The organism is Bisbaumannia salifodinae, from assembly GCF_055388505.1.
Genome location: NZ_AP043781.1, coordinates 632,523 through 652,169 on the forward strand (window position 1 = coordinate 632,523; position 19,647 = coordinate 652,169).

Consider the following 19,647-nt stretch of genomic DNA (forward strand, 5'->3'; position numbering starts at 1 on the left):
GACTATCTCCTGAGCTGTCCGATAAAGCGCGTATCGCGAGTTTGTTGAACGCTGTCATCATCCAGCGACCGTAGGTGTATCTCGATGGGGTGGCTGGGCAGCTCCAGGGCCTCGGCATCCGCGCGTAGCTCCAGCACCAGGGTGCGGCTGCTGTTGGCGGCAATGCTGATCTGGTCGTCGCCGACCAGGGTCAGTCCCGGCAGTCCTCGTACATTGACCCGGTAGAGGTGTTCGCGGCCATCGAGGTTACGAATATTGAGGGTATAGCGGTTGCTGACCTGGCCATCCCGGGTCACTTGGTAGAGCTGCTGGCGATCCCGCTCGATCTCGAACTCCAGGGGGACGCGTCCGGCCAGGACCCAGGCCAGCAGGCCGATCATCACCAGCAGGGCGGCCAGGTAGCCCAGCAGGCGCGGCCGCAGCAGCTGGGTCTTGCCGCCGGCCAGCTGGTGTTCGGTGGTATAGCGCACCAGCCCCCGGGGGTAGCCCATCTTGTCCATGACGCTGTCGCAGGCATCGATGCAGGCGGCGCAGGTGATGCACTCGTACTGCAGGCCGTCGCGGATATCGATCCCGGTGGGGCAGACCTGTACGCAGAGATCGCAGTCGATGCAGTCGCCGTATCCCGCTTCCCTGGCCTGCTCGTGGCTGAGGTTGCGCTTGCGGGCGCCGCGGGGCTCGCCCCGGGCCGCATCGTAGGAGACCACCAGGGTATCGTTGTCGAACATCACCGCCTGGAAGCGGGCATAGGGGCACATATAGAGGCACACCTGCTCGCGCAGCCAGCCCGCATTGAGGTAGGTGAAGACGGTGAAGAAGCCGATCCAGAACAGCGCCCAGGGGCCGACGCTAAGGCCGAGGAAGTCGCCGACGAGCTCACGGATCGGGGTGAAGTAGCCGACGAAGGTGGCGCCGGTGGCGAAGGCGATACCCAGCCAGGCGGCGTGCTTGGCGCCCTTGCGCCACAGCTTGTCGACGGACCAGGGCGCCTTGTCGAGCTTGATGCGGCGATTGCGCGGTCCCTCCAGGCGGTGTTCCAGCCAGATATAGAGGAAGGTCCAGACGCTCTGGGGGCAGGTGTAGCCGCACCACACCCGGCCGGCGAAGACGGTGATCAGGAACAGGCCGAAGGCGCAGATGATCAGGATCCACGACAGCAGCATGAATTCCTGGGGATAGAAGGTGCCGCCGAAGATATGGAACTCCCGGGAGGGGAGGTCGAACCAGATCGCCGGGCGATCGCCCCAGGTCACCCAGGGCATGCCGAAGAACAGCGCCATCAGGGCCCAGTTGGTGCCGCGGCGCAGGCGCTGGAAGAGGCCCTTGATCTCGCGCACGTAGATATGCCGGCGCTTGGCGTACATCTCCTGTTGCACGGCCTGGGCGGGGTCGTGCTGGCCGACCCCGGAAGGGGTGACATCGCGTGCAGGTATCCGGTCTGGCATGGGCTTACCACAGCTGAGGCGCGGCGCGCCGGAGAGAAGAGTTACCGCAGTAGTGTAATCGACCGAGGGGGGGAGTGAAGAGCGGGTGCGACGGCCAGCCGCACCCGCTCGAGGGGGGTCAGTTGCTCAGGCTGTAGACGTAGGCGGCGACCAGGTGCACCTTGTCCTCGCCGATATAGGCGGCCTGGGCCGGCATATGGCCGTTGCGGCCATTGCGCAGGGTCTGGCGAACCGCGTCGGCGACGCTCTGGCCCGGTGCCAGGTAGAGCCAGGTGTCATCGGTCAGGTTGGGTGCCCCCAGGGCCGTGTTGCCGGTGCCGTCGGGGCCGTGACAGGCCGCACAGCTGGCGGTGAACACCGACTGGCCACGCTCGGCGCGCTCGGCCTCATGCTCCAGGCCGGAGAGCGACAGCACGTGCTGGGTCAGGTTCTCGATGTTCTCCTCGCCCAACTGCTGCCAGGAGGGCATCAGGCCATTCCGTCCGTTGGCGATGGTGTGGACGATATTCTCTGGCGCACCACCATACAGCCAGTCGTCATCGGTCAGGTTGGGGAAGCCGTAGCCGCCCTGGGCATTGGAGCCGTGACAGATGGCGCAGTTGTTGAGGAAGATGCGCTCGGCGACCCGCATGGCGTCATCGTCCTGGGCCAGCTCGGGAATCGGCACCTCTTCGTACTGGGCGAAGATCGGTGCGTAACGCTCCTCGGCCCGGGCCATCTCGCGTTCCCACTGGTTCACCTGGTTCCAGCCCAGGATGCCCTGGAAGTTGCCCAGGCCCGGGTAGAGCACCAGGTAACCCAGCGAGAAGATCACGGTGCCGACGAAGAGCATGAACCACCAGCGCGGCAGGGGGTTGTCATACTCTTCGATGCCATCGGCGGCGTGGCCGGTGGTGGATACGTTGCCCTCGGCATCCGGCTGCTTGTCGGTCTTGCGGTTGGCGAACAGCACCCAGGCACTGAAGGCGATGGTGCCGAGGGTGATGACGATGATCCAGGCACTCCAGAAGCCGGAGAGGGAGTCGTCCCAAAGGTTGCTCATCTGTTCTTGTCTCCCCTGTCGTGTCGGGAATCGGCCTCGTTCCGCGAGGCCTGGTCACGGTTAGGCATCTCATCATCATCGGCGAAGGGCAAATTGGCGGCTTCGTCGAAGTCCTTCTTGCGGCGTCTGGAATAGGCCCAGGCCACGATGCCGAGAAAGGCGATCAGGATCAGTAGGGTAGTGATGCCTCGAAAGGTCCCCATATCCATGATCAGCGGGTGCCTTCGATCACGGTGCCGAGCTGCTGCAGATAGGCCACCAGGGCGGTGATCTCCTGTTCGCCGCGCACCTCGCGACCGGCGCCGTTGATCTGCTCGTCGGTGTAGGGCACTCCCATGCTCTGCAGGGCACGCATCTTGCGCTCGGTGGCCTGGCCGTCGAGGGTGTTCTCGAACAGCCAGGGATAGGCCGGCATGATCGACTCGGGCACCACGTCGCGGGGGTTGTAGAGGTGCGCCCGGTGCCAGTCGTCACTGTAGCGGCCGCCCACCCGGGCCAGGTCGGGACCGGTGCGCTTGGAGCCCCACAGGAAGGGGTGATCGTAGACGAACTCGCCGGCCACGCTGTAGTGGCCGTAGCGCTCGGTCTCGGCGCGGAAGGGGCGGATCATCTGGGAGTGACAGCCCACGCAGCCCTCGCGGATGTAGATATCGCGCCCTTCCAGCTCCAGGGGGGAGAGAGGCTCGAGCCCCTCCACCGCCTGGGTGGTGTCCTTCTGGAAGAACAGCGGCACGATCTCGGCCAGGCCGCCGAAGCTGATCACCACCAGGATCAGGACCGACAACAGGCCAACGTTCTTTTCGACAATCTCGTGTTTCATCGGTGTCTCGTTCTCCGTTGGCTCAGGCGGCTTGCGGGATGGCGCCGTGCTCGGCTTCGCTGCGCTTGACGGTCATGTAGACGTTGTAGGCCATGATCAGCATGCCGGTGACCCAGAACAGGCCACCCACCCAGCGCACGATGTAGCCCGGACCGCTGGCTTCGACGGCCTCGATAAAGGTGTACATCAGGGTGCCGTCGGGATTGACCGCACGCCACATCAGGCCCTGCAGGATGCCGTTGACCCACATGGCGGCGATATACAGCACGGTGCCGATGGTGGAGAGCCAGAAGTGCACGGCGATCAGCTTCACCGAGTGCATCTCGGTGTTACCGAACAGGCGCGGAATCAGGTGATACATGGAGCCGATGGAGATCATCGCCACCCAGCCCAGGGCGCCGGCGTGAACGTGACCGATGGTCCAGTCGGTGTAGTGGGAGAGGGCATTGACGGTCTTCACCGCCATCATCGGCCCCTCGAAGGTGGACATGCCGTAGAAGGAGAGGGCCACCACCAGGAAGCGCAGGGTCGGGTCGGTGCGCAGCTTATGCCAGGCCCCGGAGAGGGTCATCATGCCGTTGATCATGCCGCCCCAGGAGGGGGCCAGCAGGATGATCGACATCACCATGCCCACGGACTGGGCCCAGTCGGGCAGGGCGGTGTAGTGCAGGTGGTGGGCACCGGCCCACATGTAGACGGTGATCAGCGCCCAGAAGTGCACGATGGACAGACGATAGGAGTAGATCGGGCGCTCGGCCTGCTTGGGCACGAAGTAGTACATCATGCCGAGGAAGCCGGCGGTCAGGAAGAAGCCCACCGCGTTGTGGCCCCACCACCACTGCACCATGGCGTCGATGGCACCCGGGTAGATGGAGTAGGAATTGAAGGCCTCGACCGGAATCGCCAGGTTATTGACGATATGCAGCACCGCGATGGTCAGGATAAAGGCGGCATAGAACCAGTTGGCCACGTAGATATGCGACGTCTTGCGCTGCTTGATGGTGCCCAGGAAGACGATGGCATAGCTGACCCAGACCACGGCGATCAGGATATTGATCGGCCACTCCAGCTCGGCGTACTCCTTGGAGGTGGTCAGGCCCATCGGCAGGGTGATGATCGCGGAGACGATCACCGCCTGCCAGCCCCAGAAGGTGAAGGCCGCCAGCTTGTCGGAGATCAGCCGCGTCTGGCAGGTGCGCTGGACCACATAGTAGGAGGTGGCCATCAGCGCCGAGCCGCCGAAGGCGAAGATCACGGCGTTGGTGTGCAGGGGGCGCAGGCGGCCGAAGCTCGTCCACGGCAGCCCCAGGTTCAGTTCGGGCCAGACCAGTTGTGCGGCGAGGATGACACCCAGGCTCATGCCTACGATGCCCCATACCACAGTCATGATCGCGAACTGCCGAACTACCTTGTAATTGTAGGTCGGGTGTTCAAATGCTGTGCTCATGTCAGGTTCCCATCGAACGCGGTGTAGGGGAGACGTCCCGGGTGCCAAGTGTGCCCGAGCGCGACCGCCCGCATGATGATACAGGTCAAGATTCCGGGCGCCGATTCTAGCTCAGCCGGCAGGCAAGCTAAATATGCAATAATCGCGTATGACCAAATAGCGCCCAGAAGAGGTCGCAATGACGATGGCGGAGGCAACGTCGCTTCGACTCAGCGTAGACGAGGTGATCGAGGGCTTGCAGGCCGGGATTTCCGGATACTGCGAGGTGGCCGGTATCGGCCCACTGTGGATCGAGGGAGCGCCTCGCCGGGGGCGGCTGCTGCTGGCTCATGGTGCGGGCGCCGGCCAGGATTCCGCCTTTATGGCGGGCCTGCGTCGGGCGCTGGCCGCGGCGGGAATTCAGGCCCTGGGCATCGAGTTCGACTATATGCAGCGGATGCGTGCCGAGGGGCGCCGCCGACCGCCGCCCCGGGTGGAAAAACTGGTGGAGGAGCTGCGTCCCTGGTGCGACATCGTGTCACGCCTGGCGGGGCCGCCCTGCTGGCTGGGTGGCAAGTCCATGGGCGGACGGGTGGCGAGCCTACTGGCCGCCCGGGAGGCGGTCCCCGGCCTGGCGCTGTGTGGCTATCCCTTCCACCCGCCCGGCAAGCCGGAGAGCACCCGCCTGGCCCACTGGCCGGCGATCGCCTGTCCCACCCTGGTATTGCAGGGGGAACGGGACCCCTTCGGCACGCGAGCGGAGGTAGAGGCCTATGACCTTCCCGCTATCGCCAAAGTTCACTTCCTGGGCGATGGCGACCACGACTGGAAGCCGCGCAAGGCGTCGGGGCTGACCCAGGCACGGCTGATCGATGAGGCGGCCCGGGCGATCGCCTCGACCCTCGAGCCTCACTCCCGGGGCGACGTCTCGGAGCCTGGCGTTGTCGATGGCGATCGTCGATAGCCACGGCGCAAACTCAGGGGTGGTGCGCCCTGCCGCCGTTGATGGGTCCCAGGGGGCGGATTGCGGCGGCTCCCGAGCGAAAAAGTTGCCCTGAAGTCGTTGACTTCCTTCGAGGTCTCTGTAGAATGCGTCGCCACGAGTTCAGGGGTGGTTAGCTCAGTTGGAAGAGCACCAGCCTTACAAGCTGGGGGTCACTGGTTCGAGCCCAGTACCACCCACCATCTCGACAGGGAGATGGCCGAAGTCGTAGGAAATGCGAGTGGACCGGTAGTTCAGTTGGTTAGAATGCCGGCCTGTCACGCCGGAGGTCGCGGGTTCGAGTCCCGTCCGGTCCGCCAGTGTTTCCGGGTAGCCCTGAAGGCGCTGCCGCAATGTGAAGGTTTGCCCTTGTGGACCGGTAGTTCAGTTGGTTAGAATGCCGGCCTGTCACGCCGGAGGTCGCGGGTTCGAGTCCCGTCCGGTCCGCCACGGCTGACGCTTCGCAATGCAAATAGTCTTGTCTACGTGGGTGATTAGCTCAGTTGGTTAGAGCACCAGCCTCACATGCTGGGGGTCACTGGTTCGAATCCGGTATCACCCACCACGCGGACCGGTAGTTCAGTTGGTTAGAATGCCGGCCTGTCACGCCGGAGGTCGCGGGTTCGAGTCCCGTCCGGTCCGCCATCGAGATTCCCGAAACGCCCCAGGTCACTTGGCCTGGGGCGTTTTCGTATCTGCATTCTCTCCCTCTTCCCTCCTCGCTTTTGCATCTATGCTGTAGGGCGCCGGCTTCCGCACCCGGGGCTTGGGCCTTGGTCGGAGTGCCCCGCTTGTCACCCTCGGCTAGACTGTCATACAGTTGTTTGAATTCGTGCCGCAATCGAGGCCATGACCGTGACCGACTACCCGCACCTCTTTCGCCCCCTGACCCTGGGCCACCTGACCCTGCCCAACCGCATCTTGATGGGGTCCATGCATACCAATCTCGAGGAAGCCCCCGATGGCTTCGCGCGCCTGGCGGTCTTCTATGCCGAGCGGGCCCGGGCCGGGGTGGGGTTGATCGTCACCGGGGGCATCGCCCCCAATGCCGAGGGGGCGGTCTTCGAGGGGGCGGCCAAGCTCACCACCGCCGAGGAGGCCGCGGCCCACCGCGGCGTGGTGGAGGCGGTGCACGCCGAGGGCGGGCGGATCTGCCTGCAGATCCTGCATGCCGGGCGCTACGCCTACTCTCCGGCCCTGGTGGCGCCCTCGGCGATCCAGGCCCCCATCAACCCCTTCCCGCCCCGGGCCCTGGAAGGCGCCGAGGTGGAGGCGCAGATCGATGACTATGTGCGCTGCGCCCAGTTGGCCCGGGAGGCCGGCTACGACGGCGTCGAGGTGATGGGCTCCGAGGGCTACCTGATCAACCAGTTTATCTGTACGCGCACCAATCAGCGCGAGGATGAGTGGGGCGGCGGCTTCGACAAGCGCATTCGCTTCCCGGTGGAGATCGTGCGACGCATCCGCGAGACCACCGGCCCCGACTTCCTGATCATCTTCCGTCTTTCGATGCTCGACCTGGTGGAGGAGGGCAGCAGCTGGCAGGAGGTGGTGGCCCTGGGGCGGGCCATCGAGGCCGCCGGCGCCAGCCTGATCAATACCGGCATCGGTTGGCACGAGGCGCGGGTGCCGACCATCGTTACCAGCGTGCCCCGGGCCGCCTTCACCGAGGTGACCCGGCGCATGAAGGCGGAGCTCGGCATTCCGCTGATCACCACCAACCGCATCAATATGCCGGAGGTGGCGGAGCGGGTGCTGGCCGAGGGCCATGCCGATATGGTCTCCATGGCACGCCCCTTCCTGGCCGACCCCGAGTGGGTGGCCAAGGCCGCCGAGGGACGTCGCGACGAGATCAATACCTGCATCGCCTGTAACCAGGCCTGCCTGGATCACACCTTTCAGGGCAAGCTGACCTCCTGCCTGGTCAACCCGCGGGCCTGCCACGAGACCGAGCTGCGCCTCGAGCCCGCCGCCGAGCCCAGGCGGGTGGCGGTGGTCGGGGGCGGTCCCGCCGGCCTGGCGGCGGCGGTGGCCGCGGCCGAACGCGGCCATGAGGTGGTGCTCTATGAGCGCAGCGCCGAGCTGGGGGGGCAGTTCAACTATGCCCGCAAGATTCCCGGTAAGGAGGAGTTCGACGAGACCCTGCGCTACTACCGGGTGATGCTCGACAAGCGCCGGGTCAGGGTGCGCCTCAACAGCGAGCCGTCGGTGCATGAGCTGGCGGGGTATGACGCCGTGCTGCTGGCCACCGGGGTCAAGCCCCGGGAGCTCGACCTGCCGGGCATCGAGCACCCCAAGGTGATGAGCTATCCCATGGCTATCGTTCACCCGGAGCGGGTCGGGCGCCGGGTCGCCATTATCGGCGCCGGCGGCATCGGCTTCGATGTGGCGGAGCTGCTCACCCATGGGGGGCCGCCCGGCCTGGATCGCGACGCCTGGTGCCGCGAGTGGGGGGTGGATCTCGAGGTGCGCGAACGCGGAGGCCTGATGACGCCGCAGCGTCCCGAGACGCCGAGGCGGGTGACGCTATTGCAGCGTAAGGCCTCCAAGCCCGGCAAGGGGCTGGGCAAGACCACCGGCTGGGTGCATCGTGCCTCCCTCAAGCATCGCGGCGTCGAGGCCCTGGCCGGCTGCGACTATGTGGGCATCGACGATGAGGGCCTGCATATTCGCCTCGACGGCGAGCCGCGCTGCCTAGAGGTGGACAGCATCGTCGTCTGCGCCGGTCAGGAGTCGGTGCGCGACCTGCTGGCGCCCCTGCGGGAGGCCGGTGTCCAGGTGCAACTGATCGGCGGCGCCGAGCATGCCGGCGAGCTGGATGCCAAACGCGCCATCGATCAGGGTACGCGTGCCGCTGCGGCCCTCTAGTTATAATTAACATTCTGTTTCTACACGACTTTCCTCACCCACCGATGAGTTATCGTCGGTGGGTGCTTGCATCTAAAGTCTCTAACGATGTGAACGAACCCTGGAGCCTCTGCTGCGTCATACGGGTAGGGCCCGCGATGGTCATCCGTTGAAAAATCGCCTTGCCCAGCACCGTCTCTATCTAATGTATAGGGCTACGCTGAGGGTACCCACCTCGGTCGCCGTGAACCTTATGCGCCGCCCGAGCCAACGGGCTTAAGGAGGCTTCGATGAGCATCTTCGATCATGTGCAGAATCGCTACGAGCGGGTTCAGCAGGAGGATATGAGCCTGCAGGAATACCTCGAGCTGTGTCGCGGCGAACCCACGGCCTATGCCACCGCCGCCGAGCGCATGCTGGTAGCGATCGGCGAGCCGGAGGTCATCGATACGGCCAAGGATTCCCGGTTGTCGCGGATTTTCTCCAACAAGGTCATCCGTCGCTACCCCGCCTTCTCCGAGTTCTACGGCATGGAAGAGGCCATCGAGCAGATCGTCTCCTACTTCCGCCATGCCGCCCAGGGGCTCGAGGAGCGCAAGCAGATCCTCTATCTGCTGGGCCCGGTGGGGGGCGGCAAGTCGTCCCTGGCCGAGCGTCTCAAGCTGTTGATGGAGAGGGTGCCCTTCTATGCCATCAAGGGCTCGCCGGTCTATGAGTCGCCGCTGGGACTCTTCTCGCCGGAGGAGGACGGCGAGCTGCTGGAGAAGGAGTACAATATCCCGAGGCGCTACCTGAAGAGTGTGATGTCGCCCTGGGCCGCCAAGCGCCTCAAGGAGTATGGCGGCGATATCTCCCAGTTCCGGGTGGCGCGCCTCTATCCCTCTCGCCTCAATCAGATCGCCATCTCCAAGACCGAGCCCGGCGACGAGAATAACCAGGACATCTCCTCCCTGGTGGGCAAGGTGGATATCCGTCAACTGGAGATGTACTCCCAGGACGATCCCGATGCCTACAGCTTCTCCGGCGGCCTGTGTCGCTCCAATCAGGGGCTGATGGAGTTCGTCGAGATGTTCAAGGCGCCCATCAAGGTGCTGCACCCGCTGCTGACCGCGACCCAGGAAGGCAACTACAACCCCACCGAGGGCATGGGTGCCATCCCCTTCGACGGGGTGATCCTGGCCCACTCTAACGAGAGCGAGTGGCAGACCTTCCGCAACAACCGTAACAACGAGGCCTTCCTCGACCGGGTCTATATCGTCAAGGTGCCCTACTGCCTGAGGGTCACCGAAGAGGTCAAGATCTACCAGAAACTGCTCGAGCACTCGTCCCTCAATCAGGCCCCCTGTGCCCCGGATACCCTGCGCATGCTGGCCCAGTTCTCGGTGCTCTCGCGGCTCAAGGAGCCGGAGAACTCCAGCGTCTACTCCAAGATGCGGGTCTATGACGGCGAGAACCTCAAGGACACCGACCCCAAGGCCAAGTCGATCCAGGAGTATCGTGACTCCGCCGGGGTCGACGAGGGCATGGACGGGCTCTCCACCCGCTTCGCCTTCAAGATCCTCTCCAAGGTGTTCAACTTCGACACCCATGAGGTGGCGGCCAACCCGGTGCACCTGCTCTATGTGCTGGAGCAGCGCCTCGAGCAGGAGCAGCTGCCCAAGGAGGCCTTCGAGCGTTACCTGCGCTATATCAAGGAGTTCCTGGCACCGCGCTACGTGGACTTCATCGGCAAGGAGATCCAGACCGCCTACCTGGAATCCTACTCCGAGTATGGTCAGAACATCTTCGACCGCTACGTCACCTACGCCGACTTCTGGATCCAGGACCAGGAGTACCGAGACCCGGAAACCGGCGAGCTGTTCAACCGTCAGGCCCTCAACGACGAGCTCGAGAAGATCGAGAAGCCGGCGGGCATCTCCAATCCCAAGGACTTCCGTCACGAGGTGGTCAACTTCGTGCTGCGGGCCCGCGCCCAGAACAACGGCATGAACCCCAGCTGGCAGTCCTACGAGAAGCTGCGCGGCGTCATCGAGAAAAAGATGTTCGCCAACACCGAGGAGCTGCTGCCGGTCATCTCCTTCAACGCCAAGGCCTCGGCGGCGGACCAGAAGAAGCACGAGGACTTCGTGGCGCGCATGGTGGATCGTGGCTACACCGAGAAGCAGGTGCGGCTGCTCTCCGAATGGTACCTGCGGGTGCGCAAGTCGCAGTAACCTGTCAGCCGCAGGCCCAGTCCGGGGGCATGGCCCCCGGCAGTCGCCGCGCCCGGTGCCGGCCGTGTTCCACGCGGCGGTGCCCGGCGCGCAGGGGAGGTCACCATGAGCTATTTCATCGATCGACGGGCCAACGCCAAGCACAAGAGTGCGGTCAATCGGCAGCGCTTCCTCGATCGCTATCGCACCCATATCAAGCGCTCCGTGGAGGAGGCGGTGAATCGCCGCTCCATCACCGATATGGAGCGTGGCGAGAAGGTCTCGATCCCCTCTCGGGATATCTCCGAGCCGGTCTTCCAGCATGGTCCCGGTGGCAAGCGCAGTATCGTCGCCCCGGGCAACAAGGAGTTCGTGGAGGGGGATCGCCTGCGCCGCCCGGGGGGCGGCGGGGGAGGCGGCGCCGGCGAGGGCGGCGCCTCCAACCAGGGCGAGGGCATGGACGAGTTCGCCTTCAGCCTGACCCGGGAGGAATTCCTCGACTTCGTCTTCGATGGCCTGGAGCTGCCCCACCTGGAGCGCAAGCAACTGGTGGACCTGGAGGAGGTGCGCCCGGTGCGCGCCGGCATCTCCAAGGACGGGGTGCCGGCGCGCATCAATATCGTGCGCTCCATGCGCGAGGCCCATGCCCGGCGCATCGCCATGCGCGCGCCCTTGCGTCGTGCCCTGCGCGAGGCGAAGGAGGCCCTGGAGGTGGAAGAGCGCAAGGACCCGGTGCTGCGCAACCCGTCGCGTATCGAGGCCCTCAAGGAGGAGATCGAGCGCCTGGAGCGGCGCCTGGAGGCGGTGCCTTTCATCGATACCTATGACCTGCGCTATAACAACCTGATCAACCAGCCCCAGCCCTCCAACAAGGCGGTGATGTTCTGCGTGATGGACGTCTCCGGCTCCATGACCCAGTCCCACAAGGATATCGCCAAGCGCTTCTTCCTGCTGCTCTACCTCTTCCTGGAGCGCAATTACGAGAAGGTGGAGCTGGTCTTCGTGCGCCACCATACCGCCGCCAAGGAGGTCGACGAGGAGGAATTCTTCTACTCCCGGGAGACCGGCGGCACCATCGTCTCCAGCGCCCTGACCCTGGTCGACGAGATCATCACCAAGCGCTACTCCCCGGCCCAGTGGAACCTCTATGTGGCCCAGGCCTCCGACGGCGACAATTGGGACGACGATTCGGTGACCTGTCGCGAGCTGATGATGAAGAAGCTGATGCCGCGGCTGCAGTACTTCACCTATGTGGAGATCACGCCCCATGCCCACCAGGCGCTGTGGGAGGAGTATGAGCGGGTGGCGGCGGAGTTCCCCGCCCGCTTCGCCATGCGCCAGATCGTCGAGGGCGGCGATATCTATCCGGTGTTCCGAGAACTGTTCCGGCGTCGGGCCGAGGCCTGAGCAGAACCAGGAGGCAGAGCATGATGCGACGCAAGCCCATCGCCACCGGCTCCGACTGGACCTTCGAGATCCTCGAGACCTTCGAGGCCGAGATCGCTCGGCTGGCCGACGAATATCGGCTGGATACCTACCCCAATCAGATCGAGGTCATCACCACCGAGCAGATGATGGATGCCTATGCCAGCGTGGGCATGCCGGTGGGCTATCACCACTGGTCCTTCGGCAAGCAGTTCCTGGCCGTGGAGCAGGCCTATCGGCGCGGCCAGATGGGCTTGGCCTATGAGTTGGTGATCAACTCCGATCCCTGCATCGCCTACCTGATGGAGGAGAACACCCTGATGATGCAGGTGCTGGTGATGGCCCACGCCTGCTATGGCCACAACTCCTTCTTCAAGGGCAACTACCTGTTCCGCACCTGGACCGATGCCGGCTCGATCATCGACTACCTGGTATTCGCCCGTAAGTACGTGGCGGAGTGCGAGGAGCGCTACGGCGTGACCGCGGTGGAGCAGTTGCTGGATGCCTGTCACGCCCTGCAGAACTACGGGGTGGATCGCTACAAGCGCCCCTCGCCGCTCTCCGCCGAGGAGGAGGCGCAGCGCCAGGCGGAGCGGGAGGAGTACCTGCAGGCCCAGGTCAATACCCTGTGGCGGACCATTCCCCGGTCGCCGGGGAGCGAGGCGCCGGCCGATGCCTTCGACGACGAGGAGGACCCGCTGGGCCTGCATGGCGGCGGTCGCTACCCATCGGAGCCCCAGGAAAACCTGCTCTACTTTATCGAGAAGAATGCGCCCTTGCTGGCACCCTGGCAGCGGGAGATCGTACGCATCGTGCGCAAGCTGGCCCAGTACTTCTATCCCCAGCGCCAGACCCAGGTGATGAACGAGGGGTGGGCGACCTTCTGGCACTACACCCTGATGAATCGCCTCTTCGATGAGGGGCTGGTGGACGAGGGGCTGATCCTGGAGTTCCTCCAGTCGCATACCGGGGTAGTCAATCAGCCCGGCTTCGACAGCCCCTACTACAGCGGCATCAACCCTTATGCCCTGGGCTTCGCCATGTTCACCGATATCAAGCGGATCTGCGAGGCGCCCACCGCCGAGGATCGCGAGTGGTTTCCGGACATGGCCGGCAGCGACTGGCTGGAGACCCTGCACTTCGCCATGCGCAACTTCAAGGACGAGTCCTTTATTCAGCAGTTCCTGTCGCCCAAGGTGATTCGCGACCTCAAGCTGTTTACCGTGGTGGATGACGATCAGGAGGAAATGCTGGAGGTGGCCGCCATCCACGACGAGCGCGGTTACCAGCGCATCCGCGAGGCGCTCTCGGTGCAGTACGCCCTCTCGGTGCGTGAGCCCAATATCCAGATCTACTCGGCGGACATTCGCGGCGACCGTTCCCTGACCCTGCGCCATGTGCAGGATCGGCGCCGGCCCCTGGCCAAGACGGTCTATCCGGTGATCCGCCACCTGCATCAGCTGTGGGGTTTCCCGGTGAAGCTGGAGTCGATGGAAGAGGGGGAGATCGTGCGTCGCTATCAATGGCCGCTGCCCGAGGAGGAGGGGCGCGATTGAGGGCGTCCTGCCTGTCAACGACAAGGGCCCGCGCCAATGGCGCGGGCCCTTGTCGTAAGCGTGGCGAGGTTCAGGGCTTGGCGGCCCAGGCCTGGCACCAGCCCTCCGGCTCGACGCTCTTGCCCGGGAAGAGCTGGCAGGCCTCGTTGTCTTCCTGGAAGAACATGCAGTTGGCGCAATGCTCGCCCTCGGCGTACTGCTCATGGTCGCTGGCTTCGTCGGCCACTTCCACGTAGTTGAGGTTCTTGGCCTCGTCGCTGTCGGGGTCGACCCGCGGCAGGCTCTGGGCGAAGGCGCTCTGGGAAAGGATGCCGGCACCCAGGGGCAGGGCGGCCAGGCCCAGCAGGCTGTGGCGCATAAAGTCGCGACGACTCTGATTAGCCATGGTGTCTCCTTACTGTCTTGCTGCTTTTTTAGGGGCTTGCCCGCAAGGCACGAGGCCGGAGGGGCAGGGTCACGGTCGTTGGGCGGGTGGTCCCGCTCTAGGTATGGCGAGTCGAGCTCGCTAGGCATTCCGACCCCGCGGAGGCGTCGGAGTTCTGATTATCCTAGTCGAAGCCTGGCCCGAGAGGCGAATGCCCGCGGCGCCGCTGCGGCAATCGGCCGCGTTGGTGCTGGGGAGCACCGGGCGACGCTGATATACTGGCAGCGACGACTCACCATCATCCTGGGGCGAGGGAGAGAGGCAATGCAGAATGCGGTGATCCTGATCAATACCGACAAGGGCCAGGTCAAGGCGGTGGCCGAGCGCCTGGCCGACGTGGAAGGCATCAGTGAGGTCTACTCCACCTGTGGGCGCTACGACCTGGTGGCCATCGCCCGTACCCGGGACTTCGAGAGCCTGGCGGAGCTGGTGACCGAGCGACTCAATGCGGTGGAGGGCATCCGTGACACCGAGACCCTCAATGCCATGCAGGTCCACTCGCGACATGACCTGGAGACCATGTTCTCGGTGGGTTGGTGACGTCATCGACCCGAGGGTGAAGGCGCCGGCCGCTAGGGCCGGCGCCGTCGATTGATAGGGAAGGGCATGCGCAGAAGGATCTCTCGATGGCGGCGCGGCCTGCGCCAGGTGGGTGTGGGGCTGGTCTTCGTCGCCATCAGTAGCGGGCTCTGGTATGCCCAGGAGCAGGAGTATCGTGATCGACTCAGCTGGATGGGGGTACCCACCTGGGAGCGCCTGACGCCGACCAACCTGCACCGGGTACTGCGCAATGACGGCTTCCTGGTGGGGTGGTCGGACGTGCGGGTCAATCCATTATGGGTCAGCTATACCCTGCAGGCGGTGGAGAACCCTCGGGCGGCGCCGCGCCCCGACTTCCGGCGCGACTGGCGCGCCCTGTGGCCGATCGCACCCGACAGCTACTTCGGCAGCGGCTATGATCGCGGCCACCTGGCCCCCAACTATGCCATCGCCGTGGTGCACGGCCGGGAGGCTCAGCGCGAGACCTTCCTGATGAGCAATATGTCGCCCCAGCGCCCCGATCTCAATCGGCGCCTCTGGCAGCGTCTGGAGGAGGTGGTGATCGATCACTTCGTGCCGCGCTTCGGGACGCTGCAGGTGATTACCGGGCCGGTCTTCCCCGAGCGCTTCATGGATAACGTCTTCAATCGGGTGGGACTGGTGGAGGTGCCGGAGGCCTTCTACAAGATCATCGTGGTGCCCGGCGACGAGCCTCTGGCGCTGGCCTTTATCATGCCCCAGGAGGTGCGCGGCGATGAGCCCCTGGATCGCTATCTGGTCAGCATCAAGGAGGTGGAGGCGCGTACCGGCCTGAACTTCTTCCCCAAGCTGTCGGCAGCCAGGGCCGAGCGGCTGGAGGGGGCGGTGCGCTCCCGGGGCTGGGATCTGGAGTCGGTGGCGCGGCTGCCGGGGCGTTTCGACTAAGGTGATGGCCACGCCGGGTGATCGTCATGCCCGAATCGCGGGCATAAAAAAACACGCTCGATGGCGTGTGTGCGGGGCTTGCTATGGATGGTCTTGCGATAGATAACGATGGTGCCCAGAAGAGGACTTGAACCTCCACGTCCGTAAGGACACTAGCACCTGAAGCTAGCGCGTCTACCAATTCCGCCATCTGGGCAGCGGTCACTCTAACTGGATCAACTCGGAGATATGATGCGGTGTGGTGCCCAGGAGAGGACTTGAACCTCCACGTCCGTAAGGACACTAGCACCTGAAGCTAGCGCGTCTACCAATTCCGCCACCTGGGCGCATCATACTGCTCATGTTCGCGGCTGGGCCGATGGTGCCCAGGAGAGGACTTGAACCTCCACGTCCGTAAGGACACTAGCACCTGAAGCTAGCGCGTCTACCAATTCCGCCACCTGGGCGAACATGAGTCATCGAGCTGATAAAGAGCGTGGGAACTTGCGATCCCGAGATATCGCCATTACCTCGCGATATCGAAGTGGTGCCCAGGAGAGGACTTGAACCTCCACGTCCGTAAGGACACTAGCACCTGAAGCTAGCGCGTCTACCAATTCCGCCACCTGGGCAAGTGGCGAGCATAATACCGATTCCGCTGGATTTTGCAAGCCCCGCCGGCGGCTTTATGAGTGCGAAATCGCGGCAATGGTTGGGTCGAGCGATACCTAAGGCTATACTGCGGCCATGAAACCGACCCTTCCCGCCTCACGCCCGTGCCTCTCGCCCATTTCTTGTTCAAGGACGCCACACGCATGACCCACTGGACGCTCAGCGACGACCCCCACGCGGAACGTGAAGCCCACAAGTACGACAAGCCTGCCCCCAGCCGCGAGTACCTGCTCGCCCGCCTGGAGGATTACGGCAAACCCATTACCTACGAAAACATGAGCCGCATGCTGGGCCTCGACGACGAGGACCTGATCGAGGCGGTGCGTCGCCGCCTGGCGGCCATGGAGCGCGACGGCCAGGTGCTGCGCAATCGCCGCAGTGCCTATGCGCTGATCGACAAGCTCGACCTGATCAAGGGCAAGGTGCTTGGCCATCGCGACGGCTTCGGCTTCGTGTTGCGCGACGACGGCAAGAAGCCCGACCTGGTGCTACCGCCGCGGCAGATGCGCCGGGTCTTCCACGGCGACCATGTGCTGGTGCGCATCAGCGGCCGCGACCGCCGGGGGCGCGACGAGGCCACCATCGCCGAGGTGATCGCCCGCAATACCCAGACCATCGTCGGCGTCTACCGGGCCAATACCCCGGAGTTCGGCGTGCTGATCCCGGAGAATGCCCGTATCACCCAGGAGGTGATCATTCCCCACAGCGCCTGCGGCGGCGCCCAGGACGGTCAGGTGGTCTCGGCACGCATCGTCAAGCAGCCGGAGACCCGGGTGCAGCCGGTGGGCGAGGTGATCGAGGTGCTCGGCGAGCGCATGGATCCCGGGATGGAGATCGATATCGCCATCCGCAGCTACGAGATTCCCGCCGACTTCCCGCCGGACGTCCACGACCAGATCAGCAGCATGTCCGCCGAGGTGGCCGAAGACGACAAGGCACACCGCATCGACCTGCGTGACCTGCCGCTGGTGACCATCGATGACGAGAGCGCCAAGGACTTCGATGACGCCGTCTGCGCCTGGAAGACCAAATCCGGTAGCTGGAAGCTGGTCGTGGCCATCGCCGACGTCTCCCACTATGTGCGTCCCGGCTCACCCCTGGACCAGGAAGCGATCACCCGCGGTAACTCGGTCTACTTCCCGGGGCAGGTGGTGCCCATGCTGCCGGAGCTGCTCTCCAACGGACTCTGCTCGCTGAACCCGGACGTGGATCGCCTGGCCATGGTCTGCGAGATGAATATCTCCCAGAATGGTGCCATCAGTCGTTACCGCTTCTACGAGGCGGTGTTCCGCTCCAAGGCGCGCCTCACCTATAACAAGGTGGCGGCGATCCTCGACGAGGAGAGCGAGGAGGGCGATGCCCTGCGCCAGGAGTACGCGCCCCTGGTCAAGCCCCTCCAGGACCTGCATACCCTCTACAAGTTGCTGCGCGAGGCCCGGGTGGAACGCGGTGCCATCGACTTCGAGACCACCGAGACCGCCATCCTCTTCAACGAGGAGCGCAAGATCGAGAAGATCGTGCCGCGCTCGCGCAACGATGCCCACAAGCTGATCGAGGAGTGCATGCTGGCCGCCAACGTGGCCACCGCCCGTTTCCTCGACAAGCACGACCTGCCGGCCCTCTACCGTATCCACGAGAAGCCCTCGCCGGAGCGCCTCGACAAGCTGCGGCTGTTCCTCAACGAGCTGGGGCTCTCCCTGGGCGGGGGAGACGACCCCAGCCCGCAGGACTATCGCGATCTGGCCGAGGCCATCAAGGGGCGTCCGGATGCCGACGTCATCCAGACGGTGATGCTGCGCTCCATGAGCCGGGCGGTCTACTCGCCCCAGAACGATGGCCACTTCGGCCTGGCCTACCCGGCCTATGCTCACTTCACCTCGCCGATCCGCCGCTACCCGGACCTGCTCGTCCACCGCGCCATCCGCTCGGTGATCCGTGGCCCGCGCCAGACCGCCACGGTGCTGCGCGCCGAAGGTGCCCCGGTGGAGCCGCCCAGCAAGTGGGCCCCCTACACCTTCGAGCAGATGCTCGAGCTGGGCGAACACTGCTCGATGACCGAGCGGCGTGCCGACGACGCGACCCGCGACGTGGAAGACTGGCTGAAGTGCGAGTTCATGTCCGACAAGCTGGGCGAGGTCTTCGATGGCACCATCGCCTCGGTGACCCAGTTCGGTATCTTCGTGCGTCTCGACGAGGTCTATGTGGAAGGCCTGGTGCACGTCACCTCGCTGCCCTCCGACTACTACCACTACGAGGCCGAGAAGCACCGCCTCAAGGGCGAGCGCAGCGGCATGAGCTATCGCCTCGGCGATGGCGTCACCGTGCAGGTGGCCCGGGTCGACCTGGACGAGCGCAAGATCGACTTCGAACTGGCCGATGCCAAGCCGCGCCCCCAGCGCCAGCCGCGGCGTCGCAAGGAGGCCTCCGCGGCCTCGGCGCCCCGTGACGAGGCCAAGGCCAAGGAGAGTCCCAAGGGCAAGCGGCGCGGGCCGCGACGGAGTCGCCGCCGGTGAGTGACAAGCGGTTCAAGAAGGGCGGGCGTCGCCCCGGCCCGGCGACCCGTGCCCCCAGGGCCAAGGCCGCCGTGTCGGCCCCGTCCGGGCTCGATCTGGTGCATGGGGTGCATGCCGTCCAGGCCCTGCTGGGACGCGGTGAGGCGCCCCGGGAGCTCTGGGTCCAGGAGGGCGACGCCGAGCGGCGCCTGGCCGAGACCCTCGAGCAGGCCCGTGCCCGGGGCGCCCGGGTGCTGACTCAGCCCCGGGAACTTCTCGACCAGTTGACCCAGGGTGCCGCCCATCAGGGCATCCTCGCCTTCTGCCCGCCCCTGGCCTTCGCCAATGAGGAGTCGCTGTGGCTGCAGCTGGGCGCCTGGCCCCATGCGGCCCCGCCGCTGTTGCTGATCCTCGATGGCGTCACCGACGTGCATAACTTCGGCGCCTGTTTGCGCAGCGCCGACGCCGCCGGGGCGCATGGGGTCATCGTCGCCAAGGACAAGGCGGCGCCCCTCAATGCCACGGTGCGCAAGGTGGCCTGTGGCGCCGCCGAGAGCGTGCCGGTCTATCAGGTCACCAACCTGGCCCGCACCCTGGCCAAGCTCAAGGAGCAGGGCGTGTGGCTGTTCGGCACCGCCGGCGAGGCCGAGGCCAGCGTCTATGAGGGCGACTATCGTGGTCCCACGGCCCTGGTGATGGGCGCCGAGGGCAAGGGCATGCGGCGCCTGACCCGGGAGGCCTGCGACACCCTGGTCAAGCTGCCCATGGCGGGCAGCGTCTCCAGCCTCAATGTCTCGGTGGCCACCGGTATCTGCCTCTTCGAGGCGGTGCGCCAACGAGCGAGCGGGGCGCTGGCGGACGGTTAACGCTTTGCGGGCGGC

The 19,647-nt window shown here is 65.0% G+C and carries 15 protein-coding genes and 9 tRNA genes; 14 read left to right on the plus strand and 10 right to left on the minus strand.

Features of this window, described 5'->3' with window-relative positions:
* Nucleotides 1-2 precede the first annotated feature (2 nt).
* From ccoG to ccoN, 5 genes are all read right to left on the minus strand, one after another.
* On the minus strand, nt 3-1,445 hold the full coding sequence (gene ccoG, locus ACZ5EF_RS02940; RefSeq protein ID WP_346062548.1) for a cytochrome c oxidase accessory protein CcoG: 1,443 nt from the start codon (nt 1,443-1,445) through the stop codon (nt 3-5).
* Between the two features lie 118 nt (nt 1,446-1,563).
* The gene (ccoP, locus tag ACZ5EF_RS02945) at nt 1,564-2,487 is read right to left on the minus strand and encodes a cytochrome-c oxidase, cbb3-type subunit III (protein ID WP_346062547.1); all 924 of its coding nucleotides are present in this window, start codon (nt 2,485-2,487) and stop codon (nt 1,564-1,566) included.
* Nucleotides 2,484-2,696 carry a cbb3-type cytochrome oxidase subunit 3 gene (locus ACZ5EF_RS02950; protein WP_346062546.1) on the minus strand — a complete coding sequence of 71 codons (213 nt, stop codon included), beginning with the start codon at nt 2,694-2,696 and terminating at the stop codon, nt 2,484-2,486. Before ACZ5EF_RS02950 ends, ccoP begins: the two co-directional genes overlap by 4 nt.
* Before the next feature lie 2 nt (nt 2,697-2,698).
* Nucleotides 2,699-3,307: a cytochrome-c oxidase, cbb3-type subunit II gene (gene ccoO, locus ACZ5EF_RS02955; protein ID WP_346062545.1), complete on the minus strand. Its 609-nt coding sequence runs from the start codon at nt 3,305-3,307 to the stop codon at nt 2,699-2,701.
* 22 nt (nt 3,308-3,329) lie between these two features.
* A complete protein-coding gene (gene ccoN / locus ACZ5EF_RS02960) occupies nt 3,330-4,754 on the minus strand; it encodes a cytochrome-c oxidase, cbb3-type subunit I (RefSeq protein ID WP_346062544.1) in 1,425 nt (474 codons plus the stop codon).
* A 178-nt stretch (nt 4,755-4,932) separates the two neighbouring features.
* Here ccoN and ACZ5EF_RS02965 point away from each other — a divergent pair, with 178 nt between their 5' ends.
* The 10 genes from ACZ5EF_RS02965 to ACZ5EF_RS03010 all read left to right on the plus strand — a co-directional run bounded on the left by ACZ5EF_RS02965 (nt 4,933) and on the right by ACZ5EF_RS03010 (nt 13,735).
* Nucleotides 4,933-5,697 (plus strand): alpha/beta family hydrolase, encoded by a 765-nt coding sequence (locus tag ACZ5EF_RS02965; RefSeq protein WP_346062543.1) that lies wholly within the window; start codon nt 4,933-4,935, stop codon nt 5,695-5,697.
* 145 nt (nt 5,698-5,842) lie between these two features.
* Nucleotides 5,843-5,918, plus strand: a tRNA-Val gene (locus ACZ5EF_RS02970).
* Between the two features lie 40 nt (nt 5,919-5,958).
* Nucleotides 5,959-6,035, plus strand: a tRNA-Asp gene (locus ACZ5EF_RS02975).
* Between the two features lie 53 nt (nt 6,036-6,088).
* A tRNA-Asp gene (locus tag ACZ5EF_RS02980) sits at nt 6,089-6,165 on the plus strand.
* Between the two features lie 38 nt (nt 6,166-6,203).
* Nucleotides 6,204-6,280 (plus strand) — tRNA-Val (locus ACZ5EF_RS02985).
* 3 nt (nt 6,281-6,283) lie between these two features.
* Nucleotides 6,284-6,360, plus strand: a tRNA-Asp gene (locus ACZ5EF_RS02990).
* A 204-nt stretch (nt 6,361-6,564) separates the two neighbouring features.
* Nucleotides 6,565-8,583: an NADPH-dependent 2,4-dienoyl-CoA reductase gene (locus ACZ5EF_RS02995; RefSeq protein WP_346062542.1), complete on the plus strand. Its 2,019-nt coding sequence runs from the start codon at nt 6,565-6,567 to the stop codon at nt 8,581-8,583.
* 269 nt (nt 8,584-8,852) lie between these two features.
* Nucleotides 8,853-10,775: a PrkA family serine protein kinase gene (locus ACZ5EF_RS03000; RefSeq protein ID WP_346062541.1), complete on the plus strand. Its 1,923-nt coding sequence runs from the start codon at nt 8,853-8,855 to the stop codon at nt 10,773-10,775.
* A gap of 105 nt (nt 10,776-10,880) precedes the next feature.
* Nucleotides 10,881-12,161 carry a YeaH/YhbH family protein gene (locus ACZ5EF_RS03005; RefSeq protein WP_346062540.1) on the plus strand — a complete coding sequence of 427 codons (1,281 nt, stop codon included), beginning with the start codon at nt 10,881-10,883 and terminating at the stop codon, nt 12,159-12,161.
* A 20-nt stretch (nt 12,162-12,181) separates the two neighbouring features.
* A complete protein-coding gene (locus tag ACZ5EF_RS03010; protein ID WP_346062539.1) occupies nt 12,182-13,735 on the plus strand; it encodes a SpoVR family protein in 1,554 nt (517 codons plus the stop codon).
* A 70-nt stretch (nt 13,736-13,805) separates the two neighbouring features.
* Here ACZ5EF_RS03010 and ACZ5EF_RS03015 read toward each other — a convergent pair whose 3' ends face one another.
* Nucleotides 13,806-14,120, minus strand: coding sequence for a high-potential iron-sulfur protein (locus ACZ5EF_RS03015; protein WP_346062538.1), 315 nt, complete (start codon nt 14,118-14,120; stop codon nt 13,806-13,808).
* 303 nt (nt 14,121-14,423) lie between these two features.
* Between ACZ5EF_RS03015 and ACZ5EF_RS03020 the strand changes: the two genes are divergently transcribed.
* Together ACZ5EF_RS03020 and ACZ5EF_RS03025 are read left to right on the plus strand one after the other, a co-directional pair.
* On the plus strand, nt 14,424-14,699 hold the full coding sequence (locus ACZ5EF_RS03020) for an Lrp/AsnC family transcriptional regulator (RefSeq protein WP_346062537.1): 276 nt from the start codon (nt 14,424-14,426) through the stop codon (nt 14,697-14,699).
* A 66-nt stretch (nt 14,700-14,765) separates the two neighbouring features.
* Complete coding sequence (locus ACZ5EF_RS03025) at nt 14,766-15,623, plus strand: DNA/RNA non-specific endonuclease (RefSeq protein ID WP_346062536.1); 858 nt, start codon at nt 14,766-14,768, stop codon at nt 15,621-15,623.
* Between the two features lie 109 nt (nt 15,624-15,732).
* Here ACZ5EF_RS03025 and ACZ5EF_RS03030 read toward each other — a convergent pair.
* The 4 genes from ACZ5EF_RS03030 to ACZ5EF_RS03045 all read right to left on the minus strand — a co-directional run bounded on the left by ACZ5EF_RS03030 (nt 15,733) and on the right by ACZ5EF_RS03045 (nt 16,234).
* Nucleotides 15,733-15,819, minus strand: a tRNA-Leu gene (locus ACZ5EF_RS03030).
* Between the two features lie 43 nt (nt 15,820-15,862).
* Nucleotides 15,863-15,949: transfer RNA gene (locus ACZ5EF_RS03035), tRNA-Leu, on the minus strand.
* A gap of 33 nt (nt 15,950-15,982) precedes the next feature.
* Nucleotides 15,983-16,069: transfer RNA gene (locus tag ACZ5EF_RS03040), tRNA-Leu, on the minus strand.
* 78 nt (nt 16,070-16,147) lie between these two features.
* Nucleotides 16,148-16,234: transfer RNA gene (locus tag ACZ5EF_RS03045), tRNA-Leu, on the minus strand.
* Nucleotides 16,235-16,417: 183 nt separating this feature from the next.
* Here ACZ5EF_RS03045 and rnr point away from each other — a divergent pair.
* Together rnr and rlmB are read left to right on the plus strand one after the other, a co-directional pair.
* A complete protein-coding gene (rnr, locus tag ACZ5EF_RS03050; protein ID WP_346062535.1) occupies nt 16,418-18,787 on the plus strand; it encodes a ribonuclease R in 2,370 nt (789 codons plus the stop codon).
* 71 nt (nt 18,788-18,858) lie between these two features.
* The gene (rlmB, locus tag ACZ5EF_RS03055; RefSeq protein WP_346062900.1) at nt 18,859-19,632 is read left to right on the plus strand and encodes a 23S rRNA (guanosine(2251)-2'-O)-methyltransferase RlmB; all 774 of its coding nucleotides are present in this window, start codon (nt 18,859-18,861) and stop codon (nt 19,630-19,632) included.
* Nucleotides 19,633-19,647 lie beyond the last annotated feature (15 nt).

What these genes read in the sequence shown, in the direction of transcription:
- ccoG (WP_346062548.1), bottom strand. Translation starts at nt 1,445, where the DNA reads ATGCCAGACCGGATACCTGCACGCGATGTCACCCCTTCCGGGGTCGGC.
- ACZ5EF_RS02965 (WP_346062543.1), top strand. Translation starts at nt 4,933, where the DNA reads ATGACGATGGCGGAGGCAACGTCGCTTCGACTCAGCGTAGACGAGGTG.
- ACZ5EF_RS03005 (WP_346062540.1), top strand. Translation starts at nt 10,881, where the DNA reads ATGAGCTATTTCATCGATCGACGGGCCAACGCCAAGCACAAGAGTGCG.
- ccoO (WP_346062545.1), bottom strand. Translation starts at nt 3,307, where the DNA reads ATGAAACACGAGATTGTCGAAAAGAACGTTGGCCTGTTGTCGGTCCTG.
- ACZ5EF_RS03020 (WP_346062537.1), top strand. Translation starts at nt 14,424, where the DNA reads ATGCAGAATGCGGTGATCCTGATCAATACCGACAAGGGCCAGGTCAAG.
- ACZ5EF_RS03015 (WP_346062538.1), bottom strand. Translation starts at nt 14,120, where the DNA reads ATGGCTAATCAGAGTCGTCGCGACTTTATGCGCCACAGCCTGCTGGGC.
- ACZ5EF_RS03010 (WP_346062539.1), top strand. Translation starts at nt 12,182, where the DNA reads ATGATGCGACGCAAGCCCATCGCCACCGGCTCCGACTGGACCTTCGAG.
- ccoP (WP_346062547.1), bottom strand. Translation starts at nt 2,487, where the DNA reads ATGAGCAACCTTTGGGACGACTCCCTCTCCGGCTTCTGGAGTGCCTGG.
- rnr (WP_346062535.1), top strand. Translation starts at nt 16,418, where the DNA reads ATGACCCACTGGACGCTCAGCGACGACCCCCACGCGGAACGTGAAGCC.
- ACZ5EF_RS03025 (WP_346062536.1), top strand. Translation starts at nt 14,766, where the DNA reads ATGCGCAGAAGGATCTCTCGATGGCGGCGCGGCCTGCGCCAGGTGGGT.
- ccoN (WP_346062544.1), bottom strand. Translation starts at nt 4,754, where the DNA reads ATGAGCACAGCATTTGAACACCCGACCTACAATTACAAGGTAGTTCGG.
- ACZ5EF_RS03000 (WP_346062541.1), top strand. Translation starts at nt 8,853, where the DNA reads ATGAGCATCTTCGATCATGTGCAGAATCGCTACGAGCGGGTTCAGCAG.
- ACZ5EF_RS02950 (WP_346062546.1), bottom strand. Translation starts at nt 2,696, where the DNA reads ATGGATATGGGGACCTTTCGAGGCATCACTACCCTACTGATCCTGATC.
- ACZ5EF_RS02995 (WP_346062542.1), top strand. Translation starts at nt 6,565, where the DNA reads ATGACCGTGACCGACTACCCGCACCTCTTTCGCCCCCTGACCCTGGGC.